We start from the raw sequence: 26719 nt of genomic DNA, 5'->3' as shown, positions 1-26719 counted from the left end.
ACCTGGCCGCGCGGCGCAGCGTTTGCCCGTCACCGGGAGATGCCGGCCGCGTTCAGGGCCGCCGCCTCTTGGAAGAGTGCCTTCAACGCCGCTTCGTCGAGCTCGTCATGCTCGCGAATGTCGAGCGCGCGTCTGACCCCCGTGAGGCTGGCATTGAACAGGTTGCTCGGATCAGTCAGCGCACTCCCCTTGGCGAAGGTCAGCTTGACCTTGTCCTTGTAGCTCTCGCCGGTGCAGATGATCCCATGATGCGACCAGGTCGGGACGCCGAGCGGGTTGGTCGGTTTCCGCCATTTCACCTCCTCGATCACGTCGGGCACCGCATCCCTGACAAGGCGACGAATGCGCGTCAGCAGCGCCCCGCGCCAATCGCCCAAGCTCGCGATCTTCGCATTGTCGTCGTCAGACATGCGGATGCCGCCTTTCGTCCACTCGGCTTCGCGACCCGACCGGTCCCGGCCCCCTGCGATGCGCGCCCGTCACCGCGCTTCCACCAGTTTCCACCCATTGCCCGAAGGATCGCGGAAACTGGCGTCGACGCTCCCGAAACGGCTGACTGGTTCCTGGGTGAACTCGACACCCTTCGCCGCAAAGCGCTCGTAGGCAGCACGACAGTCGCCAACGGTCAGCACCAACGGCGGCATGGCACCCTTGGCGACCGCCGCGTCCAGCGTGTCTGCGGTGTCCTTATCGACCATCGGCGGCCCCGGCCTGAACAGACCCAGTTGGAGGCCGGGCTGATCCGGATGCTGCACCGTCAGCCAGCGAAACTCGCCGTTCTTCGCGTCCGTGTGAACAACGAAGCCCAGCTGCTCGACGTAGAAGGCGAGCGCTTCGTCCTGATCGCGCACGTAGATGCCGGCAACCCCGACGCCATCAGTCATGATCCGCTCCGTCTTTCATGGGGCGAGCATATCCTCCTCCTTCTGCCGGCGCTTCTCCGAAACTGCGCTGGTGAGATCAGGCCGGTATGCGGCGATGACGAAGCAATGTGGCACCTCGTGCAGTCCGTTCGGGCTGTTCCCTTCGCGTGCCCGATAGTCGGTCGGGCTCTCGTCGACGATATCACGGAAGACGCGGCCAAACGTACCGAGGCTGCTCCAGCCGGTCTGGAAGGCTATGTCCGTGACCGAAGTTTCCGTGTCGCGAAGCAAGGCCTTCGCACGTTCGATCCGGCGCGAGAGAAGATAGCGATGCGGGGGTATGCCGAAGGCGTCCCTGAACGATCGGGCGAAGTGAGCCTGCGATGTGCCGCTTACCGCGGCGAGACTGCGCACCGTCCACGGCTCATGTGACGCGACGTCCATCCTGTCCTTGGCGCGAAGCAGGCGGCGCAACAGTGCCGGATCCTGACTTTTCCTTCGCGGAACAATCGTATGGTCAAGTGCCGTGAGATCGCATGTTGCTGACATCGACACGACCCTAAGCCAGGAAGCGGCCTGATCAACGCTGTTAGTAAACCAGTTGAGACCCTATCGGCGCCTGGCAGCGGTATGCTCGGCTCGCAAACGGCCGACGCTCGGTCGGACGCGGCGGATCGCCGTCCTACGTTGGCTACAGGTGGCGCGTTTCCGCTGGCACATGCGTCCAATCGTCGTGCAGGCCATCGACGATCGTCAGCGGGGCGGCGAGAAGCTCATCGACCGGAAGGTCGTCAAAGGTTGCAACCTGTACCACGACGTACTCCTCACCACTGTCCGGGCGGCGAACATGCGTGTGGGTGGAGATGCCGCAAGCGTTGCAGAAATGGTGCGTGCCCTGATGCTTTCCCATGAAGCCGTCCAATCGTCCAGGCTGGGCGACTAACGAAAAGTCCTTGATCGCGATCCTGTTCGTCTTCCACATGCGCTGCTTCCAGCACAGGCGGCAGTTACATTTAAACGTGCCCGACGACAGATCCAGCACGGCCGTAAAGACAATCGCCTTGCAGTGGCACGAACCGTTATGCAGCTTTCTCACGAGCCCTCCTTTTCATCGGCATGCCGGCCAACTCGAGCTCGAAGACTCCTGGTCGGTGAGGCGGTCGGAGGCACCGCGCAGCCAGCATGAGCGTCATGCATAAGCTTGAGCAATCCGTCGCGAGCAACAGTCCTGGCGTCCATGTTACCAAGACGGGAAAGCCGGGTCACCTTGAGACCCGTGGCTTGAGTCAGTCGGAAGCCGACGTAATATCCGAAGCGATCCGGTAGCCCGTCCGGCGGATTACCGCCCATCTGCAGGGCGCTCGCCGTTGTAGCACTGTCGGTGTCGTCGAAGTGGGCGGCGACGAAGCAGAGGGCGTCCGTCCACCGAGCCTCCGTCGGCGCACGAACCGGAGCCGGGATATCGAGCAGCAGCTGATGGTCCGTCGCGTGCGGTATCATCGTGGCGGTCGCATCCACCGCCAATCCTTCCTGCCAGACCGTACACCAGAGCTGATCGCAATCCGCAAAATGCCGCGCATGTTCGAGGTGGAAGATCTCGTGGACGAGGAAGGGCTCAAACGAATCGTCGGAATGATATCTGGCGATCATATCGGCGCCGAACAGCATGACGTGCCGCTTGCCGGGCTGGAGATAATCCGAACCGCCATCGCGCTGGCCCAGCGAATGATACAGGTAGATCGGCAGCGGCGCCGCGAAGTCTGGAAAGACTTTCCGGAACCGGACGATCACGCCGTTCAACGCCATCGGAAATGCGGCGATGACGCGGTCGTAACCCGGGCTGTCGGCCGGGAACTGACGCACGGCACTGGCGATCCGCTGGTCCGTGCCTGCGCCATCTGGGTAGAGGCCGGGCAGCAGCGCGTTCATTCGCGCACGGATCGTCGCGATCCGCATTGCCTCGGTCTGGCCGACCGTCTCGGTCACGGTTGTTTCGAACGGTGTCGCGAGATCGACGTAGCTTGGCGGACGAGGCACCTTCGCTGCCAGGCCGCCAGCGGTGGCCAAGCTCGTGCAGAGCGAAACAACCGCCAACTGCCGTTTCCAGACCCGCCGCATGATCCTTCCTAAAAAGCCGGCAAGACTTTAGACAGGCCATGAGCCATCGCAATAGGCTGTGGTGCCCCCAAGCGTGCACCTTCGGCGATGCCGCCGGGACTATGCGGGATGCCGCTACCTTGCGTCTTTGCCCATCCGTTCGCCGCAGCGCGCGACCCAGTCGCGGATCGCCGGGTCCGCGGGGGTCATGTCGGCGAACCAGAAGAACGGCGAACTGCACAATATGTCGGCGGCGGAGAAACGCTCCCCGAGCAGCCACGGCCCGCGTCGGAGCGGCTCGGCCAGCCGCTCGATCATCGTGTCGACGTCGCGCAGGCTCGCGGTGAGCGCAGGATGCGTGACGCCCGCCCATTTCAGGATGAGCAGCGGTTCCATGACGCCCTGATAGTAGAACAGCCACGACAGGTAAGCGCCACGCGTCGCTTCCCCTGGCAGCGGCCCGAGAACGGCAGCGGGATAGGCATCGGTCAGATAGAGCATGATCGCACCGCGCTCGCGTATCGCATCCTCTCCGTCGGTCAGATAGGGCACCTTGCCTTCCGGGTGCGGATTTGCCGGATCGCGGCCGCCCGACCCGTCCTGCCGCGCGATGGTGACCTCGCGCATCGCAATATCTGCGCCGAGCATGCGGACGAGCGCCACCACCGTGTCGGATCGGGATTGCGGCGAATAGTATAGGGTGCGCATCTGTTGCTCCTTGCGAGGAATGACGCCGCCCTTCTACGAAAGGGCTCCTGACAATTTCGGGCAGCAGAGATGGCACGATCGGACCGGCTGATGCGGTTGCTGGGGGCGCTGCGCCGGCTTCCCAAGCCGGTGACGGCAGTTCGCCTCGCGGCCGAGACGGAGGTCTCGATACGGCAGTTGTATCGCGACATCGCCACGCTGCGCGCCGGCGGCGTGCTGATCGACGGGGCTGCGGGCTACGGCTACACGCTGACCGAGGACCCGGCGCTGCCACCACAGAGCTTTTCGCGCCTCGAGATTGAGGCGCTGATGCTGGGCGTGGCGGGTCTCGGCGACTTCGGCGACGATGCGCTGACGGCTGCGGGACGCAACGCGCTCGCGCGGATCGTCGCGACCTTGCCCGATCGACAGGCCCGGCAGGCAGCCCATGCGACCATGCGATCCTGGCGCCCGCCCGAGCCGCGTGCCGCCATCGCGATCGACCTCGATCTGCTGCGCGAAGCCTGCTGGGACGAGTTCAGCGTGCGGATAGCGTATCGCGACGCGCACGGGCAGCGGACCGATCGCGAGATCCTGCCGCTCGGCATGTCCTACAGCCCCAGGACGTTGATGCTGGTCGCCTGGTGCCTGTTGCGCGAGGCCCATCGGACGTTCGAGGTGCCGCGGATCGAAGCGCTGGAGCGGGTCGGACGCAGCTTCCGACCGCGTCGGGTCCGGCTTCTTCGGGACTACGTCGTGCAGCGGACCGCGGAGTGGAAGAGGAAGGAGTAAGGCCAAATGCCGGCTGGACAGGTTATGGATCGAGCGACAGAGGATTGATCCGGGTACAACCTGGGCAGGAAAGCCTGTGCTGTCGCGGAATCTCTACTTTGCCTCGGTCAATCGTCGAACCCGAGACGCACTGGCGCCGATGGTCAGCCGCATCAGCCCTCCGGGCCAGTCGGCGTTCCCTGATGGAACGCCATCTGCCAACGGTTGCCAACCTGTTTCCATATCGAACTGCGCAGAGTGTGCAGATCCGGTGCGCCGGGCTGCCTCTGAACGGTGCGATAGGTGAGGAGAAGGACATCCGCCGCGAGCTTCCTCAACTCGTAGCCGTAGGCGGTCAGTTTCCGCAGTTCTTGAACCTCCTCTGTCGCAAGCGCTCTGACGATCTCCGCCTTTCCATATTCGCGACCTGATCTGCCAAACTCCAGAAAGTCGTCCGCCAGGAGCGCGTCGACCATGCCCTGGTTCTTACGAAGAGCGGGAATATGCAGTCGCTCTTCCAAGTCCTTGATGATCTGCAGTTCACTTGCAAACGTCATCTGCGTCTCCAAACACCCGGTGCGCTAAACTATAGACCTCACCGCGCGGATCGATTCGGCACTGCATCGGCTTAGCAGGACTCTGTATTTTCGATTTGGTCGATGCGGCTCATGCATGTCGATAAGGTCTGCCTGAACCATGTACGGCCGCTGTCATCGTCTGCGATGTCCGGCCAACTCAAAGCGAAGTCGATAGGCGCGAGTGGAAGCGGAGGAGGAAACACCGACAGATCCTGCCCTAGCTGGACCGCCAGCCTCGCCGGGATCATCGCCAGTCGGTTGGGCTTGGCGAGCAGGCGCTGTATGCTGCTGAGGTCCGACGCTACGCGGGCAATCCGCCGATTGCGTCCGAGCTTGGCTAAGGCCGCATCGACTGCCGCATGTGGTGGCGACGGCGCAGGAGCCAGCAGAATATGCTCCGATTGGCAGAAAGCGTCTAGCGTCAGAGGTGGTGCGGACGACGCAGACCTTTGGTTGATCACGCAGATAAACCGGTCACGGAACGCTACTGCTCTTTTGTGGTGATTGGGTGTTACTTCCACGGGAAGAATATAAGCGTCGCAGAACGCAAGCTCCGCGCCCGAAGCAGGCTGGACGAACTCCACGCTGACGCGAGGCGCCGCGCGTCCAAGCCTCTCATCCAGCTTTTCAGAGACGACGGCCTGCACATACCCGCTGGCCATCAATCGAAAGCGCCGATCCGAAGTGGTGGGCGACCACCCGCTCGCGGCCGCCGCGAGCTTGTTCAGCCCCTCGATTACCTCGGCGATGATCGATCGAACTTCCTCGCTCTTGGCTGTGGGGGCCAGTCCGCCTCTGCCGGCAACGAAGAGAGGGTCTTTAAAGTGCGACCGCAGACGTTTGAGGTGACCACTCATGGTCGGCTGTGTCACGCCAAGTCGACGCCCGGCGGCCGCCACGCCGCGGGCATCATAAATCGCCAGGAAGGCACGGAGCAGACGTGGTTCGAGATCGATCATAGGTTTGAGCCTATTGCAGCCATCGAAACTTGGCCACTCTTCCACATCGGCCGATGGGTCTAGCCTGCACGTATGATCGGCAGGTTGGATGCGCTATGACGAAAGAACAGATCGGTGCTCTCGTACGAGGGGCAACGCTCTACCACACGCTTGCCGAAGGCGCCTCGCACGGGGCTGGCGTCGCCATCTTCTACTTCGATCCGAATGGCCGGGCCGCGGCCCGTCTACCTTCCGGTAAGCTCATGGCGGGCGTGTATAGAGTGGAAGACGGCGGCTATGTCGTCGACTGGGATAACGGCCTTCAGAACAGCCGATCGATATTGGCGAAGGAAGGAGGTTTACTCGTCTGTCGAAATGCCGTCGATGGCCAGTTACGCTCGACGGTCGAGAGGATAATGTTCGGCGATCCGGAAGACCTCGCCGGTACTGCTCGGGCCTAACGTGCCGGGGAGAATCGGTCGGCTGCCATGCATGCGGCTCAAACTTCGTCAAACATACGCGGCCAAAACCCGCCTATATACCGCCGATCATTCGCGGGGGCACGCCGGTTGCTAGTAGGCACTTGATGATCAAGTCTGATTACGATTGCCTCCTGGGGACTGATTTTCCCCGGAGGTGATCGTGAGTGACCAACGATTTTTAACGCCCGCTGAGGTTGCCGACCGGTATCGCGGCGAAATTAGTGTCGGCACCTTACGGAATTGGCGATCGGCCCGCGTGGGTCCGGGGTTCGTCAAAATCGGCAAAGCCGTCCTCTACCCCGTTGACCAGCTCGACGCCTGGGATGAGAAGAACCTCGTGAGTTGTCGTGCGTCCAACCGACTGTCCGAGATCGGTAGGGACCGCCAGTGATTATCATGGACGATCATTCCCTACGGTTCGCAATCACAGCCCGCAGCAGGTGACGGGAAACTGGAAAATTGTTTGACTTCCGCTACTTATCTGGCAGCAGTCGCCTCCTCCACAACCATCCGTCGGGCGACCCCTCGCCCAGCCGTGCCGACATCGACGTCACCCGCGCGATCATCGCTGCGGGCAAGCCGCTCAACATCGCGGTGCACGACCATATCATCGTCGGGGTCGGCGGGCAGGTCAGCCTGCGCGCGAAGGGGCTGATCTGACCGCCGGCGCCGGGTCGGTCATCCGCCCGCGCTGGTCGGCTTCGCGCCGATGAAGAAGGCGGTCAGCTCCTCGCGCGAGACGGCGCCCGATCCGCTGGTATTGGCCTGTTTGAACGCCGCCTCGGTCCATGGCTTGCTGACCGTCTCGCCCGGCTCGACGCTGGGCGCATGCGCCTTCAGCGCCGCCATCCACTTGGCGAACTCCTCTTTCTCCAGCCGGCCGGAGCGGTTGGCGTCATAGGCCGCGAACTCGCGGCTGACGATCGCGGCGACCTGTCGCGCGGGCGTCTGCGGCGTGCCCTCGGTGGTCTTTACCGGCGTGGCGGGCGGGGTCGTCGCGGCCGGTGCGCCCGATCGCGAGGCCTGCGCCGGCGGCACCGCGCTGGGCGTGCCGGGCGTGGTGGTTGCGGGCGCCGCCTTGCTGGGTGTCGCCTCCTGCGGCGAAGCACCCGCATCGCCGGTCGAAGTGTTCGCCTGACCCTGATCGTCCTGCGGCATATCGAGCGCAAGAGCGGGAGTAGCGGCGGTCACGGCAACGGCCGCGACGATTTCCTTCAGCATTCATCCTCTCCATTGGTCGCGTGACGTTGCGTCTATCGCGATCGGTCACCGGACTTCCGGCAACAGCAATTCGAGCCGCATTAATGTATCAGACTTAGCGCAGGTTCCCAAACTGAGCGCGATTTGCCCCGCCGCACGCGCGCTGCTACCCGCGCGACCGACCGCGCAACCGCTCAGGACCCTTGACCATGATCCCCCGCTACGCCCGCCCCGAGATGACCGCGATCTGGACGCCCGAGGCGCGCTATCGCATCTGGTTCGAGATCGAGGCCCATGCCACCGACGCGCTGGCGGAACTGGGCGTGGTGCCCAAGAGCGCGGCGGAGGCGTTGTGGCGCTGGTGGGCGACCAATCCCGCGATCGACGTCGCCGCGATCGACGCGATCGAGGCGGTGACGAAGCATGACGTGATCGCCTTCCTCACCTGGGTCGCCGAGCAGGTGGGCGACGAAGCGCGCTTCATGCACCAGGGCATGACCTCGTCCGACGTGCTCGACACCACGTTGTCGGTCCAGCTGGCGCGCGCCGCGGACCTGCTGCTGGCGGACATCGACCAGCTGCTGGCGGTGCTGGAGCGCCGCGCCAAGGAGCATAAGCTGACGCCCACGATCGGGCGCAGCCACGGCATCCATGCCGAGCCGGTGACCTTCGGGCTGAAGCTGGCGCAGGCGCATGCCGAGTTCCGCCGCCACCGCACCCGCCTGGCCGCCGCGCGCGAGGATATCGCGACCTGCGCGATCTCGGGCGCGGTCGGCACGTTCGCGAACGTCGATCCGCGGGTGGAAGAGCATGTCGCGCAGAAGCTGGGCCTCGCGATCGAGCCGGTCTCGACCCAGGTCATCCCGCGCGACCGCCATGCGATGTTCTTCGCCACGCTGGGCGTGATCGCGGGCTCGATCGAGCGCGTCGCGACCGAGGTGCGCCATTTGCAACGCACCGAGGTGCTGGAGGCGGAGGAATATTTCTCGCCCGGCCAGAAGGGGTCGTCGGCGATGCCGCACAAGCGCAACCCGGTGCTGACCGAGAATCTGACCGGGCTGGCGCGGATGGTGCGCGGCTATGTCACGCCCGCGTTGGAGAATGTCGCACTGTGGCACGAGCGCGACATCAGCCATTCGTCGGTGGAGCGCTATATCGGCCCGGACGCGACGATCACGCTCGATTTCGCGCTGGCGCGGCTGACCGGGGTGGTCGACAAGCTGCTGGTCTATCCGGCGCGGATGCAGAAGAACCTCGACCGCATGGGCGGGCTGGTCCACTCGCAGCGCGTGCTGCTGGCGCTGACGCAGGCGGGGGTGAGCCGCGAGGATTCCTATCGCCTGGTCCAGCGCAACGCGATGAAGGTGTGGGAATCGGACGGCCAGCTGTCGCTGCAGGAGCTGCTGAAGGCGGATGCGGAGGTGACGGCGGCCCTGTCACCGGCCGAGATCGACGAGAAGTTCGACCTCGATTATCACTTCAAGCACGTCGGCACGATCTTCGACCGGGTCTTCGGCTGACGCCGTCACCCCGGAACAAGTCGGGGCTTATCCCCTTCTGACAAGGATTCTCCCTACCTCCCCGGCGAAGGCCGGGGTCCAGTTGGGAAGGTCGCCGTGACGACGCACCACGCTCACCAACGCCTGTCCCCCGACTGGACCCCGGCCTTCGCCGGGGTGGCGTACTTGTCTGAATGGCACAAACACCGATCAAGTCCGGGGTGACGGTGGACGTCACCCCCGGCCGCGATAGGGCGCGACGCCCTGGTCGGGGAGCCACAATCCCTCCGGCGCGGCGCCCGATTGCCAGAAGACGTCGATCGGGATGCCGCCGCGGGGATACCAATAGCCGCCGATGCGCAGCCAGCGTGGCTGCATCTCACGGAACAGCCGCTCGCCGATGCCGACGGTGCAATCCTCGTGGAAGGCGGCGTGGTTGCGGAACGCGCCCAGGAACAGCTTGAGCGACTTCGATTCGACGATCGTCGCCGCAGGCGCATAGTCGATCACCAGATGCGCGAAATCGGGCTGCCCCGTAACCGGACACAGCGAGGTGAATTCGGGACTGGTGAAGCGCACCAGATACAGCTGGTCCGCACGCGGGTTGGGGACGTAATCGAGCTCCGCTTCCTCCGGCGAGGCGGGGAGCGGCGTGGACTGGCCGAGATGTTTGGGGGTCATGCGCGCGCACATAGGCGCGCCGCGGCCGAAATGCGACCTGTTCCACCGCGGCAGGTGGCGGCTATGGAGGCGGAATGGAACCGCTCGTCACCCCCGAATGGCTGGCCGCCAATGCCGGCGCCCCCGACCTGCGCATCGCCGACGCGACCTATCACGTCTCGCTCGCGGGCGAGGCGGTGCGCGATGCCGCCGCCGAATTCACCACCGGGCACATCCCCGGCGCGGTGTTCATGGACCTCGCCGGCTTCTCCGACACCGCCAGCCCCTTGCCCTCCACCATGCCGGGGCCGGCGCAGTTCGCCAGCCGCATGGGCAAGCTGGGGCTGGGCGACGGCACGCGGATCGTCCTGTACGACGATGCCGCGCACCGCACCGCGGCGCGTGCGTGGGTGATGCTGCGTGCGTTTGGCTTCACCGACGTCGCGCTCCTCGACGGCGGGCTGGGCGCGTGGACGGCGGCGGGATTGCCGCTGGAAACCGGCGCGGTCGCGCCGCGTCCGCGCCATGCCACGCCGCGCGACACCGGCGCCGGCCTGCGCGACCTGACGCAGATGCGCGCGATCGTCGCGGACGGATCGGAGCAGGTGGTCGACGCGCGCTCCGCGGCGCGCTTCACCGGTGACGAAGCCGATCCGCGCCCGGGCATCGCCCCCGGTCACATGCCCGGCGCGCGCAACCTGCCCTATGGCCGGCTGCTCAACCCGGACGGCACATGGAAGCGCGGCGATGCGCTGGCCGCGGCCTTTGCGGACGCGGGCGTGGACCTTGACCGCCAGCTGGCGATGACCTGCGGCTCGGGCATCACCGCCAGCGTGCTGGCGTTCGGCGCCCATCTGCTGGGCCGCGAGGCGGCGGTCTATGACGGCAGCTGGACCGAATGGGGTGGCCTCGCCGACACGCCCAAGGCGACCGGAGCGGCGGCATGAGCGCGCGATCGAAGAAGCCGGCGACTCAGGTGGTCGGCGCCGGGCGACGCCGCGAATGGACGCAGGGGATCGTCAACACGCCGGTGTGGCGTGCCTCGACGATCCTGTACGACGATGTCGCGCACCTGCGCGCCTCGGGCGGGCGCGACACCCACCATCGCCTGTTCTACGGCCGGCGCGGCACGCCGACGCAATGGACGCTGGCGGATGCGCTGACCGAACTGGAACCGGGCGCGGAGAACACCTTCCTCTATCCCAGCGGCGTGGCGGCGATCGCGGCGGTGATGCTGGCGGTGCTGTCGCCGGGCGACGAACTGCTGCTGGTCGACAGCGCCTATGATCCGACGCGCTCGCTGGCGGACGGGCTGCTGCGGCGGTTCGGCATCACCACGCGCTATTACGATCCGATGATCGGCGCCGGGATCGAGTCGCTGATCGGCCCCGCCACGCGCGCGATCTTCATGGAAAGCCCCGGCAGCCTGACCTTCGAGGTGCAGGACGTGCCCGCGATCGCCGCGGTCGCCCGGGCGCATGGCATCGCGACGATCCTCGACAATACCTGGGCCACCCCGCTGCTGTTCCCCGCGATCGCGCACGGCGTCGATTACACGATGCTGGCCTGCACCAAATATGTCGTCGGTCATTCCGATGTCATGCTCGGCTCGGTCACCGCGGCACCGGGACGGTTCGAGGCGCTGCGCGACACCAGCTACCAGCTGGGACAGGTGGCGAGCCCCGACGATGCCTGGCTCGGCAGCCGCGGGCTGCGCACCATGGCGGTCCGGCTGAAGCAGCATGAGACGAGCGCGCTGGAGATCGCGCACTGGCTGGCGGACCAGCCCGACGTGGTCGAGGTGCGCCACCCCGCCCTCCCCTCCTGCCCCGGCCACGACGTGTGGCGGCGCGATTTCGCGGGATCGTCGGGGCTGTTCTCCTTCGTGCTCGACGGCGGGGGCGAGCGGGCACGCGCGGCGCTGATCGATTCGCTCGACCATTTCGGGATCGGGTACAGCTGGGGCGGGTATGAGAGCCTCGCGCTGCCGGTCGATCCGCAGCGCTATCGCACCGCGACCACGCCGGCGTTCGCCGGGCCGCTCGTCCGGCTCCAGATCGGGCTGGAGGATCCCGCCGACCTGATCGCCGATCTGGCGCGCGGGCTCGACGCGTTCCGGCGCGCGCGCGGATGAACGTCGCCGCCGACTGGCTCGCGCGCTCCGGCATCGCGGTGCCCAGCCGCGCCGACCTGATCGAGGCGGCGGTCGCGGGCGGGCTGGTACTGCTGATGCTGGCGGTCGGGGTGGCGGCGGGGCGGACGCTCGGCCCGCGGCTGGTCGATTGGTGGACGGCGCATGCGGGGCGCACCGCGAGCGTGCTGCGCCCGCGGCTGAGCGCGATCCTGCGCCATGGCACCGCCGCGCTGCTGCTGGCGCTGGCGCTCGCCGCCTATCCCTGGTCCGCGCTGGCCGGCGTGCCGATCGGCATCGCGCTGGGCGCGGCGGCGGCGCTGACCGTGCATCACCTGATGCGCGGCGTCGGCATTCCGCGCTGGGCGTCGTGGACGGTCGAGGCGATCGTCTTCGTCGCGCTGTTCAGCCGCGCGGTCGGCGGGCTGGAGCCGATCACGCGGACGCTGGACGCGATCGGGGTGACGGTGGGGTCGCGCCGCCTGTCGCTGCTGGCGCTGGTCAGCACGCTGGTGACGGTCGTCGTGCTGATCGCGCTGGTGCGGCTGTCGACGCGCGTGCTGGGCCATTCGATCGAGGGCGCGCGCGCGCTGGACCCGACGCAGAAGATCCTGGCGCAGAAGATCGCGGGCATCGCGGCGGTGGTGATCGCCTTCTTCTTCGGCATCGACCTGCTGGGGATCGACCTGACCGCCTTTGCGGTCTTCTCCGGCGCGTTCGGCCTCGCGGTCGGGTTCGGGATGCAGAAGACGATCGGCAATCTGATCGCGGGCATCATCCTGTTGATGGACCGGTCGATCAAGCCGGGCGACGTCATCGCGGTGGGCACCAGCTTCGGCTGGGTCAACAAGATCGGGGTGCGCGCGGTGTCGGTGGTGACGCGCGACGGCAAGGAGCATCTGATCCCGAACGAGGACCTGATGACCCGCGAGGTCGAGAACTGGTCCTATTCCGATCGCAACGTGCGCGTGCGCATCCCGGTGCGCGTGCCCTACGACTGCGACCTGAAACAGGCGCAGGCGCTGATGCTGAAGGCAGCGGTCGATTCGCCGCGGGTGCTGGACAGCCCGAAGCCCAACGTGTGGCTGACCGCGTTCGGCACCGACGGTGTCGAGCATGAGATACTGGCGTGGATCAGCGATCCGGAGAGCGGGGTCGGCAATGTGAAGTCCGACGTGCTCAACCGGCTGTGGTGGACGTTCAAGGAGGCGGGGATCGCGATCCCCTTCGCACAGCGCGAGGTGTATGTGCGCGGGTGGGAAGCAGCGAGAGAACCGTCACCCCGGCCTTGAGCCGGGGTGACGCAAGAGTTACGGCTGCGGCGTCGCCGTCGCGGTCGGGGCGCCGGCCGAGGCGCGGGCGTTCTGGCCGTCGCCCTGCGGCGCGGCGACGATGTCGCGCGTCGTCTGGCCCTTGTCGATGACGTTGGTCTGCGGATCGCCGACCGCGGAGCGGATGCCGGGCTGCCCCACCGATGCGCCGCCGGCCTGATCGATCACGCCCGCTTCCGCACCGCTGCGCGGCGCAGTGCCGCCGAACAGCGCGTCGAGCGCCTGTGCCTGCGGGTTGGTGCCCTGCGTCCGCGCAGCGCCCGGCTGCGGCGGGACCAACGCGAAATCGGGCGGGATGATGAGCGGCGCCTGGCGCGCCACCGCGAACTCGTCGGGACGCGCGCGGTCGAAGCCGCGCTTCCCGCATCCCGCCAGCAGGGCGAGCGCCGTGATCGAGGTCACCACGACGACAGACTTACGCATGGACATTCTCCGAAGGATCGGGGCGCTTTTCGCGGATCAGGAGCGCGCGCACCAGCAGAATCAGCACGCCGATCGTAATCGCGGCATCGGCGACGTTGAAGACGAGGAACGGGCGCCACTCGCCGAAGTGCAGGTCGGCGAAATCGACGACATAGCCCAGCCGGATGCGGTCGACGATATTGCCGATCGCGCCACCCAGCACGAGGCCGAGCGCGGCGCGGTCGACCGCCTTTTCCTCGCGCGACATCCATACCGCGACGCCGATCGCGATCGCACCGGTGAAGGCGACGAGCAGCCAGCGCATCGTCTCCGTTTCCGCCCGCAGCATGCCGAGCGAGACGCCCTCGTTGCGGGTGTAGCGCAGGTCGAAGACCGGCAGGATCGTCTTGTACGCGCCGAGGAAATCGATCCCCATCGGCCCGGTGACGACCCATTTCACCAGCTGATCGACCACGAAGACGACTGCGGCGACCAGCAATCCGGCACGCAGACGCGTCATGCCACCACCGCCTCACAACGTGCGCACAGGCCATCGTCGACAGCCACCTCGGGCAGATGGCGCCAGCAGCGGCCGCATTTGTGGTAGTCGGTGCGGGTCACATCGACCGTCTCGGCGGACGACACGCTGGCGACGATGAACGCCTCTGCGAGCATATCCGCATCGAGCGGCAAGTCGGGGACGGTCACGTCCGCCTCCAGGCTGGAACGCACCGTCTTTTCGCGGCGCAGCGGCTCGATCGCCTCGGTCACGCGCTCGCGCAACGCGCGGACGGCGGCCCAGCGCTGCGCCACGTCCTCACCGGTTTGGGCGGGCAGTTCAGGCCATTCGAGCAGGTGGACGGATTTGTCCTCCGCCGGGAAGCGCGACTGCCACACCTCTTCGGCGGTGAAGACCAGCACCGGCGCGGCCCAGCGCACCATCGCATGGAACAGCACGTCGAGCATCGTGCGATAGGCGCGCCGCTTCGGATCCGTGGGCGCATCGCAATAGAGCGAGTCCTTGCGGATATCGAAGAAGAAGGCGGACAAATCCTCGTTGGCGAAATCGGTCAGCAGGCGGACATAGCCGTTGAAATCGAACTCGCCGATCGCGCGCTGTAACTGGGCGTCGAGCGCATGGGTGAGGTGGAGCATGTAGCGCTCCAGCTCGGGCCATTCGGCGACCGGCACGCGCTCTTCCTCCGCGAACCCGTCGAGCGCGCCGAGCAGGTAGCGGAAGGTGTTGCGCAGCTTGCGATACTGGTCCGCCACCCCGGCCAGGATCTCCTTGCCGATGCGATGGTCCTCGGTGAAATCGACCGACAGCGCCCACAGCCGCAGGATGTCCGCGCCATAATCGCGCATCAGGTCGAGCGGGTTGATGGTGTTGCCGAGCGACTTGGACATTTTCATGCCCTTGGCGTCCATCGTGAAGCCGTGCGTCAGCACCGCGTCATAGGGCGCGCGCCCGCGTGTGCCGCAGCTTTCGAGCAGCGACGACTGGAACCAACCGCGATGCTGGTCGGACCCCTCCAGATACAGGTCCGCGGGCCAGCTCAGCTCCGGCCAGCGCCCGCTGTCGAGGACGAAGGCGTGGGTGCAGCCCGAATCGAACCACACGTCGAGGATGTCGGTGACGCGCTCGTAATCGGCGAGGTCGTAATCGGGGCCGAGCAGCGCCGCCGCCGCCCCGTCGCTCCACGCGTCCACGCCACGTTCGCCGATCGCGGCGACGATGCGCGCGTTGACCGCGGGGTCGACCAGATACTGGCCGGTGCGGCGATCGACGAACAACGTGATCGGCACGCCCCACGCACGCTGGCGCGAGATGACCCAGTCGGGGCGCCCCTCCACCATCGCGCCGATGCGATTGCGGCCCTTCTCCGGCACGAAGCGGGTGACGGCGATCGCGGCGAGGGCGCGGTTGCGCAGCGTGTCGGACCCCTGCTCCCTCTCCCCTGCGGGGAGAGGGTTGGGGTGAGGGGGCGAGGTCTCACCGAGAGGAACCTCTCTGCGAGGCTCCTGCCCCTCACCCCGACCCTCTCCCCGGAGGGGAGAGGGAGATAAGGGCTTGTCGACCGGGATGAACCATTGCGGGGTGCAGCGGTAGATCACCTTCGCCTTCGAGCGCCACGAATGCGGGTAGCTGTGCTGGAAGTCGTCGGTCGCGGCGAGCAGCATCCCCGCATCGCGCAGGTCGGTGCAGATGGGGCCGTCGCTGGCGACGAACTTCTTGTTGATGACGCTGCCCTGCCCGCCGAGCCACGCCCAGTCGGGGCGGTACATGCCCGCGGCGTCGACCGCGAAGACCGGCTCGATCGCGTGCTTCTTGCACAGATCGAAATCGTCCTCGCCATGGTCGGGCGCCATATGGACCAGCCCGGTGCCCGCGTCGGTGGTGACGAAATCGCCCTCCAGGAACGGGCGCGGGGTGGCGAAGAAGCCGCCCAGATGGTGCATGGGATGGCGGGCGGTCGCGCCCTCCAGCACCGGCCCCTTCACCAGCGCGACGATCCCCTCCAGCTTGAGGCCGGTGCGCTTGGAGAAGGCGGGGAACAGCGGCTCCGCGACGAGGTAGCGCTTCCCGCCGCTCTCGAACTGGAGGTAATCGACCGCGGAGCCATAGGCGAGCGCCTGGTTGACCGGGATCGTCCAGGGCGTGGTGGTCCAGATGACTGCGATCGTGCCCGCCAGCCCGGGATATTCGGGGCATTGGATCACCTCGAACCCGACGTCGATCTGGGTCGAGGTGATATCCTCATATTCGACCTCCGCCTCGGCCAACGCGGTCTTCTCGACCGGGGACCACATCACGGGCTTGGCGCCGCGATAGAGCTGGCCGCTTTCGGCGAACTTCAACAGCTCGGCAACGATCGTCGCCTCGGCGGCGAAGTCCATCGTCAGATAGGGCTTGTCCCAGTCGCCGTTGATGCCCAGCCGCTTCAACTGCTCGCGCTGGGTATCGACCCACTTCTGCGCATAGGCGCGGCACTCGGCGCGAAATTCCTCCGCCGGCACCTCGTCCTTGTTGCGCTTCTTCTTGCGATATTCCTCCTCGACCTTCCATTCGATCGGCAGGCCGTGGCAGTCCCAGCCGGGAACGTAGGGCGCATCCTTCCCCAGCAGCGACTGGGTGCGGACCACCATGTCCTTGAGGATATGGTTGAGCGCATGGCCGATGTGCATGTCGCCATTGGCATAGGGCGGGCCGTCGTGGAGAATGAACTTCTCGCGCCCGGCACGCGCCTCGCGCAGGCGGCGATAAAGGTCGAGCGACTGCCAGCGGGCGAGGATCGCGGGCTCCTTCTGCGGCAGCCCCGCCTTCATCGGGAAGTCGGTCTTCGGCAGGAAGACGGTATCGCGCCAGTCGCGCGGCGTGTCGGATGCATCGGCCATGGAAACCGGGCCTTAGCGCGCCCTTATTCCGCCAGCAACTCGCGCGCCCGTGCGCAATCGCGGTCCATCTGCGCCACCAGCGCGTCGAGGCTGTCGAACTTCGCCTCCGGACGGAGATAGTCGATCAGCGCGACCTCGATCACGGTGTCGTACAGGTCGCCCGAGAAATCGAAGAAATACGGCTCCAGCAACTCCTTGGGCGGATCGAAGGTGGGGCGGATGCCGAGGTTCGCGGCGCCGATCACGCGCCGCCCGTCGGCGAGGCGCGCGCGCACCGCGTAGATGCCGTAAGCGGGGCGGAGGTAATTACCCATATCGACGTTCGCGGTCGGATAGCCGATCGTGCGCCCCAGCTTGTCGCCATGCTGGACGCGCCCCTGAATCGCGAACGGACGGGTCAGCAGCCGCGCGGCGGTGCGTGGGTCGCCGCTGCGCAGCGCCTCGCGGACGCGGGTGGAGGACACCGGCGCGCCGTCGAGCGTCACCGCGCCGACGGTATCGACCGAGAAGCCGTCGCGTGCCCCCGCGGCGCGCAGCGTGGCGATATCGCCGCCCTTGTTCAGCCCGTAGGTGAAATCCTCCCCGGTGACGACGCCGCCGACCTGAAGCGCGCCGACCAGCCGCTCCGCGACGAAGGCGTCGGCGGTGAGATGCGCAAAGGCATCGTCGAAAGCGAAGACGACCATCGCGTCCGCCCCGGCGTCGGCGAACAGCCGCTGACGCTGATCGAGCGTGGTGAGGCGGAACGGGGGCGTATCGGGGCGGAAATAGCGCACCGGGTGCGGATCGAAGGTGGCGACCAGCGCCGGGCGTCCTTCGGCGCGGGCGCGCTCCACCGCACGGCGCACCACCGCCTGGTGGCCGAGGTGGAAACCGTCGAAATTGCCGAGCGCGACGATCCCGCCCGCGAGATGCGCGGGCACCGCCGAGCCGCCGTCCAGCCGCTCCATGCGCATGGCTCTAGGGGGGTGCGGCGGGCGGGGCAATCCCGGGAGGAACCGTATGCCGTCACGCTCGACATCCGAGCCGTTAATTCCAAGGAGGCATCGAGCCTGTCGACATGCTGTCTCGACGTACTGCGCGCGTCCCCTTCGAGACGAGGCTTCAACACGCTCAGCCTCTCCTCAGGGCGAACGGAGGGTGGGGTTCATAGCGGCTTGTCGTGACGTATCAGCGTGACGAAATCGTGCGCGGGGCGGTCGCCGTCCGCCGGATGGGGGTCGCGGGCGATCTCGCGCCAGCCGGTGATCGCAGGGACGATCGCGTCGCCTTCGGGTGCGAGATGGACCTCGGTCAGTTCGATGCGGTCGGCGCGGTCGAGGAACAGCGCGAACACCTCCGCACCGCCGATCACCGCGACCTCGCCCTCCCCTGCCAGCGCGAGGGCTTCGGCCGGCGTGTGCGCGACCTCGGCGCCGACGGCCTGCCAGTGCGGGTCGCGGGTGAGGACGATGTGACGGCGGCCGGGGAGCGGCGCGGGGAAGCTCTCGAAGGTCTTGCGGCCCATCACCATCGGCTTGCCCATGGTCAGCGCCTTGAACCGCCTGAGGTCGGTGGGCAGGTGCCACGGCAGGCGGCCGTCGACGCCGATGACGCCATTGTCGGCACGCGCGAGGACGAAGACGATCATGCCCGCAGGCGCTACGCCCGCGTGACAGTCACGTCCAGTCGGGCTGGGCAGTCAGGGCGGGCAGTCAGGCGTGGACGACCTGAAGCGCCAGCGCACAGAGCGTCGCGACCACGATCAGCATCAGGTAACCCCGCATCATCGCCTCCCTCATCAACTTGTGATTACATTTGTAATCGAGCGGCTGAACGGGGGATGAACACAGCGTCGCATCTGTGCTTCGAGACGAGGCTTCGACAGGCTCAGCCTCTCCTCAGCACGAACGGAATTAGGTCAGACCGCGACGGGGGCCTTGATATGCGGCTGCGCCTCGTAACCGTGGAGGATGAAGTCCTCCGCCTCATAGGCGTCGAGCGAGGGGGGGTGGCGGGCGATTTCCAGCCGGGGGAGCGCGGTGGGCGCGCGGTCGAGCTGGGTGCGGGCCTGATCCAGGTGGTTGGAATAGAGGTGGCAGTCGCCGCCGGTCCAGATGAACTCGCCCGGTTCCAGCCCGCATTGCTGCGCCAGCATGTGCGTCAGCAGCGCATAGCTGGCGATGTTGAAGGGGACGCCGAGGAAGATGTCGGCGGAGCGCTGGTAGAGCTGAAGCGAGAGGCGACCGTTCGCGACATAGGTCTGGAACAGGCAGTGGCAGGGTGCGAGCGCCATGGCGTGGAGGTCGCCGGGGTTCCAGGCGGTGACGATCTGGCGGCGCGACGCGGGGTTGGTGCGGATCTGCTCGACCAGCTCGGCGATCTGGTCGAGGTGGCGGCCGTCGGCGGTCGCCCAGTCGCGCCATTGCTTGCCATAGACGGGGCCGAGATCGCCCTGCTCGTCGGCCCATTCGTCCCAGATGCTGACGCGGCGATCCTGTAGCCAGCGGACGTTGGTGTCGCCGCGCAGGAACCACAGCAGCTCGACGATGATCGAGCGCAGGTGGAGCTTCTTGGTGGTGAGCACCGGGAAGCCGTCCGCCAGGTCGAAGCGCATCTGGTGGCCGAAGACGCTGAGCGTGCCGGTGCCGGTACGGTCCATCTGGGGCGCACCCGAATCGAGCACGCGGCGCATGAGGTCGAGATATTGCTGCACGGGGGCGAGGATAGCGGGTGTGGAAGGGGCGCGGAAGGTGGCGGTTTGTTGGTGGTGACGGGGTGGATGGTGACGGTGGTACGGGTGAAAGGTGTTACGGTGTCGGGCGTAGTGTCTTGATGTCAGACGGTTTTGGGGCGGATGTTGGCGATGTTTCCGCAGGGAGGGTGACGATGCGAAAGAGCGAGGGGCGGTATCGCATGAGGGGGTGGGTGTAGGACAGGGGCACGGGGCGGTTCGCTCCGATCCTGTCACCCCGGACGTGATCCGGGGTCCCGCTTTCTCACCGACGTGGCAGAAGAAGCGGGACCCCGGCTCAAGGCCGGGGTGACGGCGGGTGGGGCTGCCCCTTCCCTTCCACGGGCGACGGGTGTCAGGAGTTCGCCTGACCTTCCATACGGCAGGCGCGGATCTCTTCGGGTTCGGGGCGTTCGCCGGCGGCGCGGAAGGTGGCGAAATAGCCGCCGGCGGAGCGCATCTCGCGGAACGAGACCTGCGCATAGCCGACCGCGGCGAATTCGCAGCGCAGCAGCGCGGGCGGAGTGCCGTGGTTGCGGGTCGAGCGATCGGCGTCGACCACCACCACCAGCCCGCCCGTGCGCAGCGCGGGGCGCAGCCGCCACAGGAACTCGTAGGGCTGCTCGATCTCATGGTACATATGCACCATGAGGATGCGGTCGAAGCTGTTGGCGGGCAGCCGCGCATCGGCGGGCAGCCCGAGCCGGACGCTGACATTCTCCAGCCGTTCGCGCGCGACGCGTTCGGCCAGCGCATCGCGCACCGCGGGCACGATATCCTCCGCCAGCACGCGGCCGTCCTCGCCCACCCGCGCGGCGAGGCGGGTCGTGTAATAGCCCTCGCCCGCGCCGAGATCCGCCACCGTCATGCCGGGGCGGATCTCCGCCAGGTCCATGACGCGGGCCGCCTCGTTGAGCCGGTCGCGCGCCTCCTCGGTCGACCAGCGCGAGGAGACGATGTTGGCGACCGGGCGGTCGGCCGCGGGGAACGGGCCGGGTTCCTTGACCTTGGGCTTGATCAGCGGCTGCGACCCGTCGCACGCCGCCAGCACGAGCGCCATCGCCACGAGCGCCATCAGCATGATGGGCCGCGCGCGCGCGATCATCAGTCGACGTCCTCCACCTCGACGGTCTCGCCGCTCACCCGCTGCGACAGCGCCGCGGCCATGAAATCGTCGAGGTCGCCGTCGAGCACGTCGCCGGGCGAGGTGGAGGTGTGGCCGGTGCGCAGGTCCTTCACCAGCTGATACGGCTGGAGCACGTAGCTGCGGATCTGGTGGCCCCAGCCGATATCGGTCTTGCTGGCATTCTCCGCATTGGCCGCGGCCTCGCGCTCGGCGAGTTCGCGCTCGTAGAGGCGTGCGCGAAGCTGATTGTACGCCTCCGCCTTGTTCTTGTGCTGCGAGCGCTGGTTCTGGCACTGCACGACGATACCGGTGGGCAGGTGGGTGATGCGCACCGCCGAATCGGTGGTGTTGATGTGCTGCCCGCCCGCGCCCGACGCGCGATAGGTGTCGATGCGCAGGTCGCCTTCGTTGATCTCGACCTCGATATTGTCGTCGATCACCGGATAGACCCACACGCTGGAGAAGCTGGTGTGGCGGCGCGCGGAACTGTCATAGGGGCTGATCCGCACCAGCCGGTGGACGCCGCTCTCGACCTTGGCATAGCCATAGGCGTTCTCGCCCTTCACCAGCAGGGTCGCGCTCTTGATGCCGGCCTGTTCGCCGGCATGATAGTCGATCAGCTCGACCTTCAGCCCGCGGCGCTCGGCCCAGCGCGTGTACATGCGCTGGAGCATCTCGGCCCAGTCCTGGCTCTCGGTGCCGCCGGCGCCGGCGTTGATCTCGATATAGCTGTCGTTGGCGTCGGCCTCGCCCGCCAGCAGCGCCTTCACCTTGTCGGCCTGCGCGCGGGTGGCGAGATCGGCGAGCGCGGCGGTGCCCTCGGCCGCCATCTCCTGATCGCCCTCGGCATCCGCCATCTCGATCAGCTCGACGGTGTCGTTGAGGTCGCGTTCGATCGCGCGGGTGGCGGTGATCGCCTCGTCCAGCCGACGACGCTCGCGCATCACCTCCTGCGCTTCCCTGGGGTTGTTCCACAAGGCCTGATCCTCGACGCGCGCGTTCAGCTCGTCGAGGCGGCGCAGCGCGCGGTCCCAGTCGAGGAAGCGGCGCAGCAACGCCAGCGCCTCGTTGATCGTATCGGCATGGGCCTGCGCTTCGGCGCGCATAGGGACTCTCCAAAGGTCACGTCATTCCAGCGGAAGCTGGAATCTCGTGCGGCACAAGCATCGCTTCGCAACCGGGAGATCCCAGCCTGCGCTGGGATGACGAAAAAGAACGTTCCGGGCGGACTTAGTAGATGCCCCCCTGCCTCTGCAAGAAGTCGCTGTCGCTGCCGGTCGCGCGCGTCGCACTGGCGGTGGGGGCGGCGGTCGGCGCGGCGGCGGGGCCGGCGCGGCGCGGCCGGCGCGCCTCGCTCTGCGGCTTGAACGCCTCCCAGATCACCGCGGGCTTGGGATCGTCGGTGGCGGGCCAGGTGCCATAGACGGGACGCCCGCTGGCGCGATCGATGCGGACCATGCGGATCCCCGGCGGCGCGCGGAACGGCAGCACGGGCAGGCCGTCATATGCCTTCCTCGCCCATTCCTTGAAGATCGGCACCGCGACCGTGCCGCCCTGCGCAGAGCCGCCGAGCGAGCGCGGACTGTCGTAGCCGAGGTACAGGCCCGCCACCATCTGCGGCGTGCCGCCGATGAACCACACGTCGGTGGGGCCGGAATTGGTGCCGGTCTTGCCGAAGATCGGGCGGTTCAGGTCGCGCAGCTGGGTGGCGGTGCCGCGCTGGATCACGCCCTCGGTGATGTGGACCATCTGATAGGCGCTCATCGCATCCAGCACCTGCCGCCCGCGCGGCGCGGGACGCGGCATCGCGCGACCGTTCCAGTCGGGGGCGTTGCACGCGTCGCAGGCGCGCCAGTTCTCCGGCCAGATGACCTGCCCGTTGCGGTCCTGCACGAAGTCGATCAGCGAGGGATCGTGCCAGCGACCGTTGTTGGCGAGCACGCCATAGGCGTTGACCATCTTCTCGACCGTCGTCTCGCCCGCGCCCAGCGCATAGGAGAGATAGGGCGCGTAATCGCCGATCTGCATCGCCTTCATCAGCCGGACGACATTGCCCATCCCGGTCTGTGCCGCGGCGCGCACCGTCATCAGGTTGCGCGACTGTTCGATGCCCCAGCGCATCGTGTGCGGCCCGGCGCCGCGCGAATTGCCGAAGTTGCGGAAGCATTTCTGCCCCAGCCGCGCGCCCTGATAGACGCAGAAGGGGCCGTCGACGATGATCGAGGCGGGCGTCATGCCGTGTTCCAGCGCGGCGGAATAGACGATCGGCTTGATCGTCGAGCCGGGCTGGCGCTGCGCCTGGGTGGCGCGGTTGAACGACTGCACGCTGGCGTCGAACCCGCCCTGCATCGCGAGGATGCGGCCCGACGCCGGCTCCTGCACCACCATCCCGCCCGAGACACGCGGGACCGAGCGTAACGCGAAGGCGCCGCCGGAGGGCGCGACCGCGAGGATGTCGCCGGGCTTGATCGCGGCGAAGGCGGGGGTGGCGGTGCCGCGCTGCGGGGTCTGCGCCGCCCAGCGCGGCAGCGTGCCGGTCGAACCGTCGGTGAAGCCCAGCTGCCAGGCGTCGCCCGCCCCGTCATTGGCCCGCGCGATCGCGATGCCGGCGCGCCAGTCGGAATAATCGAGCTGGATGTTGGTGTTGAGGAGCGGCCCCAGCCAATTGTCGCCATCGATCTCGACATGGCGCAGCGGGCCGGACCAGCCGCGCCCGCTGTCGAAGCGGAGCAGGCCGTTGCGCAGCGCCTCGGCCGCGTCCGCCTGCACCTTGCGGTCGAGCGAGGTGCGCACCCACAGACCGCCGGCATAGACGCTGTGCGGGCCGTCGTCCGCGCTCTCGCCGAACGTGTCGATCAGCTGGCGGCGGACCTCCTCGACGAAATAGCCGCCGACGCGCTCGAACTTGGGCGTGCGCCGCGCGATCGCACCGATCGGCTCGGCGGCGGCGGCGCTGGCCTGTCCCTGCGTGACGAAGCCGTTCCGGACCATCTCGCGCAGCACATAGTTGCGGCGGTCGAGCGCGCGCTGCGTGTTGCGGAACGGATCGTAGTTGGCCGGCCCCTTGGGCAGGATGGCGAGATAGGCGAGCTGGCCAAGCGTGAGCTGGTCCAGCTCCTTGTCGAAATAGGCGTGGCTCGCCGCCTCCACGCCATAGGCGTTGCGACCCAGGAAGATCTGGTTGAGGTACAGTTCGATGATCTGCTGCTTGGTCAGCGTCTGCTCGATCTTATACGCCAGCAGCGCCTCGCGCACCTTGCGCGTGGGGGAATATTCGTTGCCGATCAGCAGGTTCTTCGCCACCTGCTGGGTGATGGTGGAGCCGCCCTTGGCGCGCACGCCGGTGCCGAACTTGCGCGCATAGTCGACCACCGCGCCGGCGAGGCCGGGGAAGTCGACGCCGTGATGCTCGAAGAAGGTCTTGTCCTCCGCCGCCAGGAAGGCGCGCACCAGCAGCGGGGGATATTCGGCGAAGGCGAGCTGCACGCGGCGTTCGCGCGCATAGGAATAGATCGGCGCGCCGTCGTTGCCGCGCACGTTGGTGGGCAGCGGCGGCTGATACGCCTTCAGCTTGTCGACCGAGGGCAGGTCGCGCGCGAACACGAACCAGAAGACGCCGAACGCGACCAGCGCGAGCGCCACGAGGTAGGTGGACCAGCGCACCCACCAGCGGCTCCAGAGGGTCGCGCGGTGCGGTTCGGTGGGTTCGGACGCCATCTTGGGTCAGGCGTGTAGCATGTCCTGCGCGAACGGAAAGGTCAGGAGGCGGTAGCGAAGAACTTCGTGCCGACGACGCCGACGATGATGAGCGCGATGAACGCGCCCTGCACGATGTTCACCTTCTCCCCAAACAGGATCATGCCGAAGAGGGTGACGCCGACCGCGCCCAGCCCGGTCCACACCGCATAGGCCGTGCCCGCGGGCAGCCCGCGCATCGCAAGCGCGAGCAGCGCCATGTTGACGAAGCTGAGCGTGATCGGGACCGCGGAGGCGGCGACGGTGCCGGTCGTGGCGGCCCATTTGAGGCTCAATGCCCAGACGATTTCGGTGACCACGGCGATGCCGAGGATGAGCCACGCCATATGCGCGATCTCCTGTGGTGGCGGGCTCTGGTGGGAGGCGCCCGGCCGGAAACCCGGAAGAGGCGGGGCGCGGGCGGGCTGTTAGGGGGTGGGGGATGGGATGGCAAGTTCACTCATCCCCTCCGTTCGCCCTGAGGAGAGGCTGAGCCTGTCGAAGCCTCGTCTCGAAGGGCAAGCGCAACGCTTGTGCTTCGAGACGGCATTTCGACAAGCTCAATGCCTCCTCAGCACGAACGGAGGGGGTGGACGGCGTCAGCGCACCGCCAGCCTTCTCGCGAAATAGACGTCGATCGCGCGGCGGACGCTTTCCGCGATCTTCTGTCGCCCGGCCTTGCTGTCGAGGAAGGCGGCGTCCTCGGGGGTGGAGATATAGCCGGTCTCGAACAGGATCGAGGGCATGTCGGGCGCCTTGAGCACCAGCAGCGACGCGGTGCGGTGGAAGTTCGCCTTGGTCGGCATCAGCGGCTTCGCCTCGCGCCCCAGCAGGCGCGCGAAGCCGGCCGAGGCGTTCATCGTCTCGCGCTGCGTCAGGTCGATCAGGATCGAGGAGACGTCGGGATTGCGGTCGAGGCGGACGCCCGCGATCACGTCCGACTTGTTCTCGCGCGCGGCCAGCAGCGCGGCTTCCTTGTCGGAGGCGACGTCGGACAAGGTATAGGCGGTCGCGCCGGTCGGCGTGCCGGTGCCCACGCTGTCGCAATGGATCGAGATGAACAGATCCGCCTTCAGCCGGCGCGCGATGCCGAAGCGCTCGCGGTGGAGGATGTAGCGGTCGTCGTTGCGGGTCAGCGCGACGCGGACGCGCCCGCCCTCCAGCAGATTGTCGCGGATCGCGCGCGCGATCTTGAGCGTGACGTCCTTCTCGCGCAGCCCGGTGACATGGTTGATCGCGCCGGGATCGTTGCCGCCGTGGCCGGCGTCGATCACCACCAGCGGGCGATCGTCGTCGCCCTCCACCTTCGGCAGCGCGACCGCGCGGGCGGGCGGGGGCACGGGGACCGACACCTTGTAGTCCGCGGTCGCGGCGGGCGTGTCGCGCCCCCAGTTCCATGGCAGGAAGCGGCGCGCGCCGGCCATCGCCGCGGCGGTGAAGCCGCGCTTGTCGGTCGCGCGCAGCGTGAGCGCGAGCGACCTGCCCTCGTCGCGCAGCACGCCCTGTTCGATCACCATCGGCTGCGCGAGATCGAGCACGATGCGCGTCCCGCTGTCGCGGCGGCCCTGGCGCACCTGTGCCACCGCACCGTTGCCGTCGCTGCGCGCGCCGGGCGTCACGCCGTCGACGTCGATCGCGATCCGGTCGGGCGCGGGGAGCAGGAAGCCGGAGGCGCGGGTGACCGCGGTGTCGAAGCGGATGACGACATTGTCCGCCCCCACCTCGACCCGCTCGACCGTGTCGGCGCGCGCGGGCGCGACCGCGGAGAGGAACGCCAGCGCGAGGATCGCCGGGGGGAGAACAAGCGGCATGCGGCGCGCCTGCGGCAGCGCCCTCGCCCGCGTCAAGTCCGTGCTTCCCCACCGCATTCGAACGCCACCCCCGATCGCCATATCGGCGCGGACCTGTAGCCCGGCCCGCCTGCGACATGGTTACCCGTCATGGTTAACAAATGGTTAAGGGGGATTCCAGAGGGTGTGCCTCATCCGGTCGTCATCACTTCGTCACCCCGGACTTGATCCGGGGTCCCGCTTCTGCCGGTGTCGGAAAAGAAGCGGGACCCCGGTCAAGCCCGGTGTGACGACTGGGAGCGCGACGGAAGCACCGCCGG

At 67.4% G+C, this 26719-nt stretch carries 28 protein-coding genes and 1 pseudogene; 8 read left to right on the top strand and 21 right to left on the bottom strand.

Annotated elements, in window-relative coordinates; translation table 11 throughout:
• Positions 1–29 precede the first annotated feature (29 nt).
• The 6 genes from PGN14_RS05920 to PGN14_RS05895 form a co-directional block, all read right to left on the bottom strand.
• Positions 30–410 (bottom strand): DUF1801 domain-containing protein, encoded by a 381-nt coding sequence (locus PGN14_RS05920; RefSeq protein WP_335298495.1) that lies wholly within the window; start codon positions 408–410, stop codon positions 30–32.
• Between the two features lie 69 nt (positions 411–479).
• Positions 480–884 (bottom strand): VOC family protein, encoded by a 405-nt coding sequence (locus PGN14_RS05915; RefSeq protein ID WP_335298494.1) that lies wholly within the window; start codon positions 882–884, stop codon positions 480–482.
• Positions 885–899: 15 nt separating this feature from the next.
• Positions 900–1337, bottom strand: coding sequence for a helix-turn-helix transcriptional regulator (locus PGN14_RS05910; RefSeq protein WP_335298493.1), 438 nt, complete (start codon positions 1335–1337; stop codon positions 900–902).
• Positions 1338–1554: 217 nt separating this feature from the next.
• The gene (locus PGN14_RS05905) at positions 1555–1959 is read right to left on the bottom strand and encodes a GFA family protein (protein WP_335298492.1); all 405 of its coding nucleotides are present in this window, start codon (positions 1957–1959) and stop codon (positions 1555–1557) included.
• Complete coding sequence (locus PGN14_RS05900) at positions 1956–2981, bottom strand: hypothetical protein (RefSeq protein WP_335298491.1); 1026 nt, start codon at positions 2979–2981, stop codon at positions 1956–1958. Before PGN14_RS05900 ends, PGN14_RS05905 begins: the two co-directional genes overlap by 4 nt.
• 114 nt (positions 2982–3095) lie before the next feature.
• Complete coding sequence (locus PGN14_RS05895) at positions 3096–3668, bottom strand: glutathione S-transferase family protein (protein ID WP_335298490.1); 573 nt, start codon at positions 3666–3668, stop codon at positions 3096–3098.
• A 90-nt stretch (positions 3669–3758) separates the two neighbouring features.
• Here PGN14_RS05895 and PGN14_RS05890 point away from each other — a divergent pair, with 90 nt between their 5' ends.
• Positions 3759–4439 (top strand): helix-turn-helix transcriptional regulator, encoded by a 681-nt coding sequence (locus PGN14_RS05890; protein WP_335298489.1) that lies wholly within the window; start codon positions 3759–3761, stop codon positions 4437–4439.
• A 152-nt stretch (positions 4440–4591) separates the two neighbouring features.
• On the opposite strand, the gene PGN14_RS05885 is transcribed toward PGN14_RS05890, so the two are convergent.
• Together PGN14_RS05885 and PGN14_RS05880 are read right to left on the bottom strand one after the other, a co-directional pair.
• Positions 4592–4975, bottom strand: a complete 384-nt coding sequence (locus PGN14_RS05885; protein ID WP_335298488.1) for a nuclear transport factor 2 family protein — start codon at positions 4973–4975, stop codon at positions 4592–4594.
• A gap of 71 nt (positions 4976–5046) precedes the next feature.
• The gene (locus tag PGN14_RS05880; protein WP_335298487.1) at positions 5047–5955 is read right to left on the bottom strand and encodes a LysR family transcriptional regulator; all 909 of its coding nucleotides are present in this window, start codon (positions 5953–5955) and stop codon (positions 5047–5049) included.
• A 95-nt stretch (positions 5956–6050) separates the two neighbouring features.
• Here PGN14_RS05880 and PGN14_RS05875 point away from each other — a divergent pair, with 95 nt between their 5' ends.
• The 3 genes and pseudogenes from PGN14_RS05875 to PGN14_RS05865 form a co-directional block, all read left to right on the top strand.
• On the top strand, positions 6051–6395 hold the full coding sequence (locus PGN14_RS05875) for a hypothetical protein (protein WP_335298486.1): 345 nt from the start codon (positions 6051–6053) through the stop codon (positions 6393–6395).
• A 175-nt stretch (positions 6396–6570) separates the two neighbouring features.
• Positions 6571–6807: a helix-turn-helix transcriptional regulator gene (locus PGN14_RS05870; RefSeq protein WP_335298485.1), complete on the top strand. Its 237-nt coding sequence runs from the start codon at positions 6571–6573 to the stop codon at positions 6805–6807.
• A gap of 104 nt (positions 6808–6911) precedes the next feature.
• A pseudogene (locus PGN14_RS05865) lies at positions 6912–7076 on the top strand (JAB domain-containing protein); the annotation flags it as partial.
• 18 nt (positions 7077–7094) lie between these two features.
• On the opposite strand, the gene PGN14_RS05860 reads toward PGN14_RS05865, so the two are convergent.
• Positions 7095–7637 (bottom strand): EF-hand domain-containing protein, encoded by a 543-nt coding sequence (locus PGN14_RS05860; RefSeq protein ID WP_335298484.1) that lies wholly within the window; start codon positions 7635–7637, stop codon positions 7095–7097.
• Positions 7638–7825: 188 nt separating this feature from the next.
• Here PGN14_RS05860 and purB point away from each other — a divergent pair, with 188 nt between their 5' ends.
• Positions 7826–9136 (top strand): adenylosuccinate lyase, encoded by a 1311-nt coding sequence (purB, locus tag PGN14_RS05855; RefSeq protein WP_335298483.1) that lies wholly within the window; start codon positions 7826–7828, stop codon positions 9134–9136.
• Between the two features lie 213 nt (positions 9137–9349).
• On the opposite strand, the gene queF is transcribed toward purB, so the two are convergent.
• Positions 9350–9796 carry a preQ(1) synthase gene (gene queF / locus PGN14_RS05850; protein ID WP_335298482.1) on the bottom strand — a complete coding sequence of 149 codons (447 nt, stop codon included), beginning with the start codon at positions 9794–9796 and terminating at the stop codon, positions 9350–9352.
• A 74-nt stretch (positions 9797–9870) separates the two neighbouring features.
• On the opposite strand from queF, the gene PGN14_RS05845 reads away from it, so the two are divergent.
• Genes PGN14_RS05845 through PGN14_RS05835 form a run of 3 tightly spaced genes read left to right on the top strand, consistent with a single transcriptional unit; the run spans position 9871 to position 13198 of the window.
• Positions 9871–10722: a sulfurtransferase gene (locus PGN14_RS05845; protein ID WP_335298481.1), complete on the top strand. Its 852-nt coding sequence runs from the start codon at positions 9871–9873 to the stop codon at positions 10720–10722.
• Positions 10719–11909 (top strand): cystathionine beta-lyase, encoded by a 1191-nt coding sequence (gene metC, locus PGN14_RS05840; protein ID WP_335298480.1) that lies wholly within the window; start codon positions 10719–10721, stop codon positions 11907–11909. The genes PGN14_RS05845 and metC overlap by 4 nt, the downstream gene beginning before the upstream one ends.
• On the top strand, positions 11906–13198 hold the full coding sequence (locus tag PGN14_RS05835) for a mechanosensitive ion channel family protein (RefSeq protein WP_335298479.1): 1293 nt from the start codon (positions 11906–11908) through the stop codon (positions 13196–13198). Before metC ends, PGN14_RS05835 begins: the two co-directional genes overlap by 4 nt.
• 18 nt (positions 13199–13216) lie before the next feature.
• Here the strand turns inward: PGN14_RS05835 and PGN14_RS05830 are convergent, their stop codons facing one another.
• From PGN14_RS05830 to PGN14_RS05780, 11 genes are all read right to left on the bottom strand, one after another.
• Positions 13217–13660, bottom strand: a complete 444-nt coding sequence (locus PGN14_RS05830) for a DUF3035 domain-containing protein (RefSeq protein ID WP_335298478.1) — start codon at positions 13658–13660, stop codon at positions 13217–13219.
• The gene (gene lspA / locus PGN14_RS05825) at positions 13653–14159 is read right to left on the bottom strand and encodes a signal peptidase II (protein ID WP_335298477.1); all 507 of its coding nucleotides are present in this window, start codon (positions 14157–14159) and stop codon (positions 13653–13655) included. The genes PGN14_RS05830 and lspA overlap by 8 nt, the downstream gene beginning before the upstream one ends.
• Positions 14156–17035: an isoleucine--tRNA ligase gene (gene ileS, locus PGN14_RS05820; protein ID WP_335298476.1), complete on the bottom strand. Its 2880-nt coding sequence runs from the start codon at positions 17033–17035 to the stop codon at positions 14156–14158. Before ileS ends, lspA begins: the two co-directional genes overlap by 4 nt.
• Positions 17036–17058: 23 nt before the next feature.
• Positions 17059–17985 carry a bifunctional riboflavin kinase/FAD synthetase gene (locus tag PGN14_RS05815; protein ID WP_335298475.1) on the bottom strand — a complete coding sequence of 309 codons (927 nt, stop codon included), beginning with the start codon at positions 17983–17985 and terminating at the stop codon, positions 17059–17061.
• Between the two features lie 197 nt (positions 17986–18182).
• The gene (locus tag PGN14_RS05810; protein ID WP_335298474.1) at positions 18183–18665 is read right to left on the bottom strand and encodes a dihydrofolate reductase; all 483 of its coding nucleotides are present in this window, start codon (positions 18663–18665) and stop codon (positions 18183–18185) included.
• A 270-nt stretch (positions 18666–18935) separates the two neighbouring features.
• Positions 18936–19730 (bottom strand): thymidylate synthase, encoded by a 795-nt coding sequence (locus tag PGN14_RS05805; RefSeq protein WP_335298473.1) that lies wholly within the window; start codon positions 19728–19730, stop codon positions 18936–18938.
• A gap of 373 nt (positions 19731–20103) precedes the next feature.
• Positions 20104–20853 carry a class I SAM-dependent methyltransferase gene (locus tag PGN14_RS05800; protein WP_335298472.1) on the bottom strand — a complete coding sequence of 250 codons (750 nt, stop codon included), beginning with the start codon at positions 20851–20853 and terminating at the stop codon, positions 20104–20106.
• Complete coding sequence (prfB, locus tag PGN14_RS05795; protein WP_335298471.1) at positions 20853–21980, bottom strand: peptide chain release factor 2; 1128 nt, start codon at positions 21978–21980, stop codon at positions 20853–20855. The genes PGN14_RS05800 and prfB overlap by 1 nt, the downstream gene beginning before the upstream one ends.
• A 124-nt stretch (positions 21981–22104) precedes the next feature.
• Positions 22105–24591, bottom strand: a complete 2487-nt coding sequence (locus PGN14_RS05790; protein WP_335298470.1) for a penicillin-binding protein 1A — start codon at positions 24589–24591, stop codon at positions 22105–22107.
• Positions 24592–24632: 41 nt separating this feature from the next.
• Positions 24633–24956, bottom strand: a complete 324-nt coding sequence (locus PGN14_RS05785) for a DMT family transporter (protein ID WP_335298469.1) — start codon at positions 24954–24956, stop codon at positions 24633–24635.
• 252 nt (positions 24957–25208) lie between these two features.
• Positions 25209–26420 carry an N-acetylmuramoyl-L-alanine amidase gene (locus PGN14_RS05780; protein ID WP_335298468.1) on the bottom strand — a complete coding sequence of 404 codons (1212 nt, stop codon included), beginning with the start codon at positions 26418–26420 and terminating at the stop codon, positions 25209–25211.
• Positions 26421–26719 lie beyond the last annotated feature (299 nt).

This window comes from Sphingomonas adhaesiva, from assembly GCF_036946305.1.
Classification (GTDB): domain Bacteria; phylum Pseudomonadota; class Alphaproteobacteria; order Sphingomonadales; family Sphingomonadaceae; genus Sphingomonas; species Sphingomonas adhaesiva_B.
Note: the sequence above shows the minus strand (reverse complement) of the source record. Positions and strands in the feature narration are given on the sequence as shown.

Bases quoted from the DNA above. Each gene is read 5' to 3' on its own strand.
- lspA (WP_335298477.1), bottom strand. From the start codon at position 14,159: ATGACGCGTCTGCGTGCCGGATTGCTGGTCGCCGCAGTCGTCTTCGTG.
- PGN14_RS05800 (WP_335298472.1), bottom strand. From the start codon at position 20,853: ATGATCGCGCGCGCGCGGCCCATCATGCTGATGGCGCTCGTGGCGATG.
- PGN14_RS05835 (WP_335298479.1), top strand. From the start codon at position 11,906: ATGAACGTCGCCGCCGACTGGCTCGCGCGCTCCGGCATCGCGGTGCCC.
- queF (WP_335298482.1), bottom strand. From the start codon at position 9,796: ATGACCCCCAAACATCTCGGCCAGTCCACGCCGCTCCCCGCCTCGCCG.
- PGN14_RS05785 (WP_335298469.1), bottom strand. From the start codon at position 24,956: ATGGCGTGGCTCATCCTCGGCATCGCCGTGGTCACCGAAATCGTCTGG.
- PGN14_RS05810 (WP_335298474.1), bottom strand. From the start codon at position 18,665: ATGATCGTCTTCGTCCTCGCGCGTGCCGACAATGGCGTCATCGGCGTC.
- PGN14_RS05890 (WP_335298489.1), top strand. From the start codon at position 3,759: ATGCGGTTGCTGGGGGCGCTGCGCCGGCTTCCCAAGCCGGTGACGGCA.
- PGN14_RS05780 (WP_335298468.1), bottom strand. From the start codon at position 26,420: ATGCCGCTTGTTCTCCCCCCGGCGATCCTCGCGCTGGCGTTCCTCTCC.
- PGN14_RS05920 (WP_335298495.1), bottom strand. From the start codon at position 410: ATGTCTGACGACGACAATGCGAAGATCGCGAGCTTGGGCGATTGGCGC.
- PGN14_RS05880 (WP_335298487.1), bottom strand. From the start codon at position 5,955: ATGATCGATCTCGAACCACGTCTGCTCCGTGCCTTCCTGGCGATTTAT.
- PGN14_RS05915 (WP_335298494.1), bottom strand. From the start codon at position 884: ATGACTGATGGCGTCGGGGTTGCCGGCATCTACGTGCGCGATCAGGAC.
- PGN14_RS05875 (WP_335298486.1), top strand. From the start codon at position 6,051: ATGACGAAAGAACAGATCGGTGCTCTCGTACGAGGGGCAACGCTCTAC.
- PGN14_RS05860 (WP_335298484.1), bottom strand. From the start codon at position 7,637: ATGCTGAAGGAAATCGTCGCGGCCGTTGCCGTGACCGCCGCTACTCCC.
- PGN14_RS05845 (WP_335298481.1), top strand. From the start codon at position 9,871: ATGGAACCGCTCGTCACCCCCGAATGGCTGGCCGCCAATGCCGGCGCC.
- ileS (WP_335298476.1), bottom strand. From the start codon at position 17,035: ATGGCCGATGCATCCGACACGCCGCGCGACTGGCGCGATACCGTCTTC.
- metC (WP_335298480.1), top strand. From the start codon at position 10,719: ATGAGCGCGCGATCGAAGAAGCCGGCGACTCAGGTGGTCGGCGCCGGG.
- prfB (WP_335298471.1), bottom strand. From the start codon at position 21,980: ATGCGCGCCGAAGCGCAGGCCCATGCCGATACGATCAACGAGGCGCTG.
- PGN14_RS05895 (WP_335298490.1), bottom strand. From the start codon at position 3,668: ATGCGCACCCTATACTATTCGCCGCAATCCCGATCCGACACGGTGGTG.
- purB (WP_335298483.1), top strand. From the start codon at position 7,826: ATGATCCCCCGCTACGCCCGCCCCGAGATGACCGCGATCTGGACGCCC.
- PGN14_RS05815 (WP_335298475.1), bottom strand. From the start codon at position 17,985: ATGGAGCGGCTGGACGGCGGCTCGGCGGTGCCCGCGCATCTCGCGGGC.
- PGN14_RS05900 (WP_335298491.1), bottom strand. From the start codon at position 2,981: ATGCGGCGGGTCTGGAAACGGCAGTTGGCGGTTGTTTCGCTCTGCACG.
- PGN14_RS05885 (WP_335298488.1), bottom strand. From the start codon at position 4,975: ATGACGTTTGCAAGTGAACTGCAGATCATCAAGGACTTGGAAGAGCGA.
- PGN14_RS05830 (WP_335298478.1), bottom strand. From the start codon at position 13,660: ATGCGTAAGTCTGTCGTCGTGGTGACCTCGATCACGGCGCTCGCCCTG.
- PGN14_RS05790 (WP_335298470.1), bottom strand. From the start codon at position 24,591: ATGGCGTCCGAACCCACCGAACCGCACCGCGCGACCCTCTGGAGCCGC.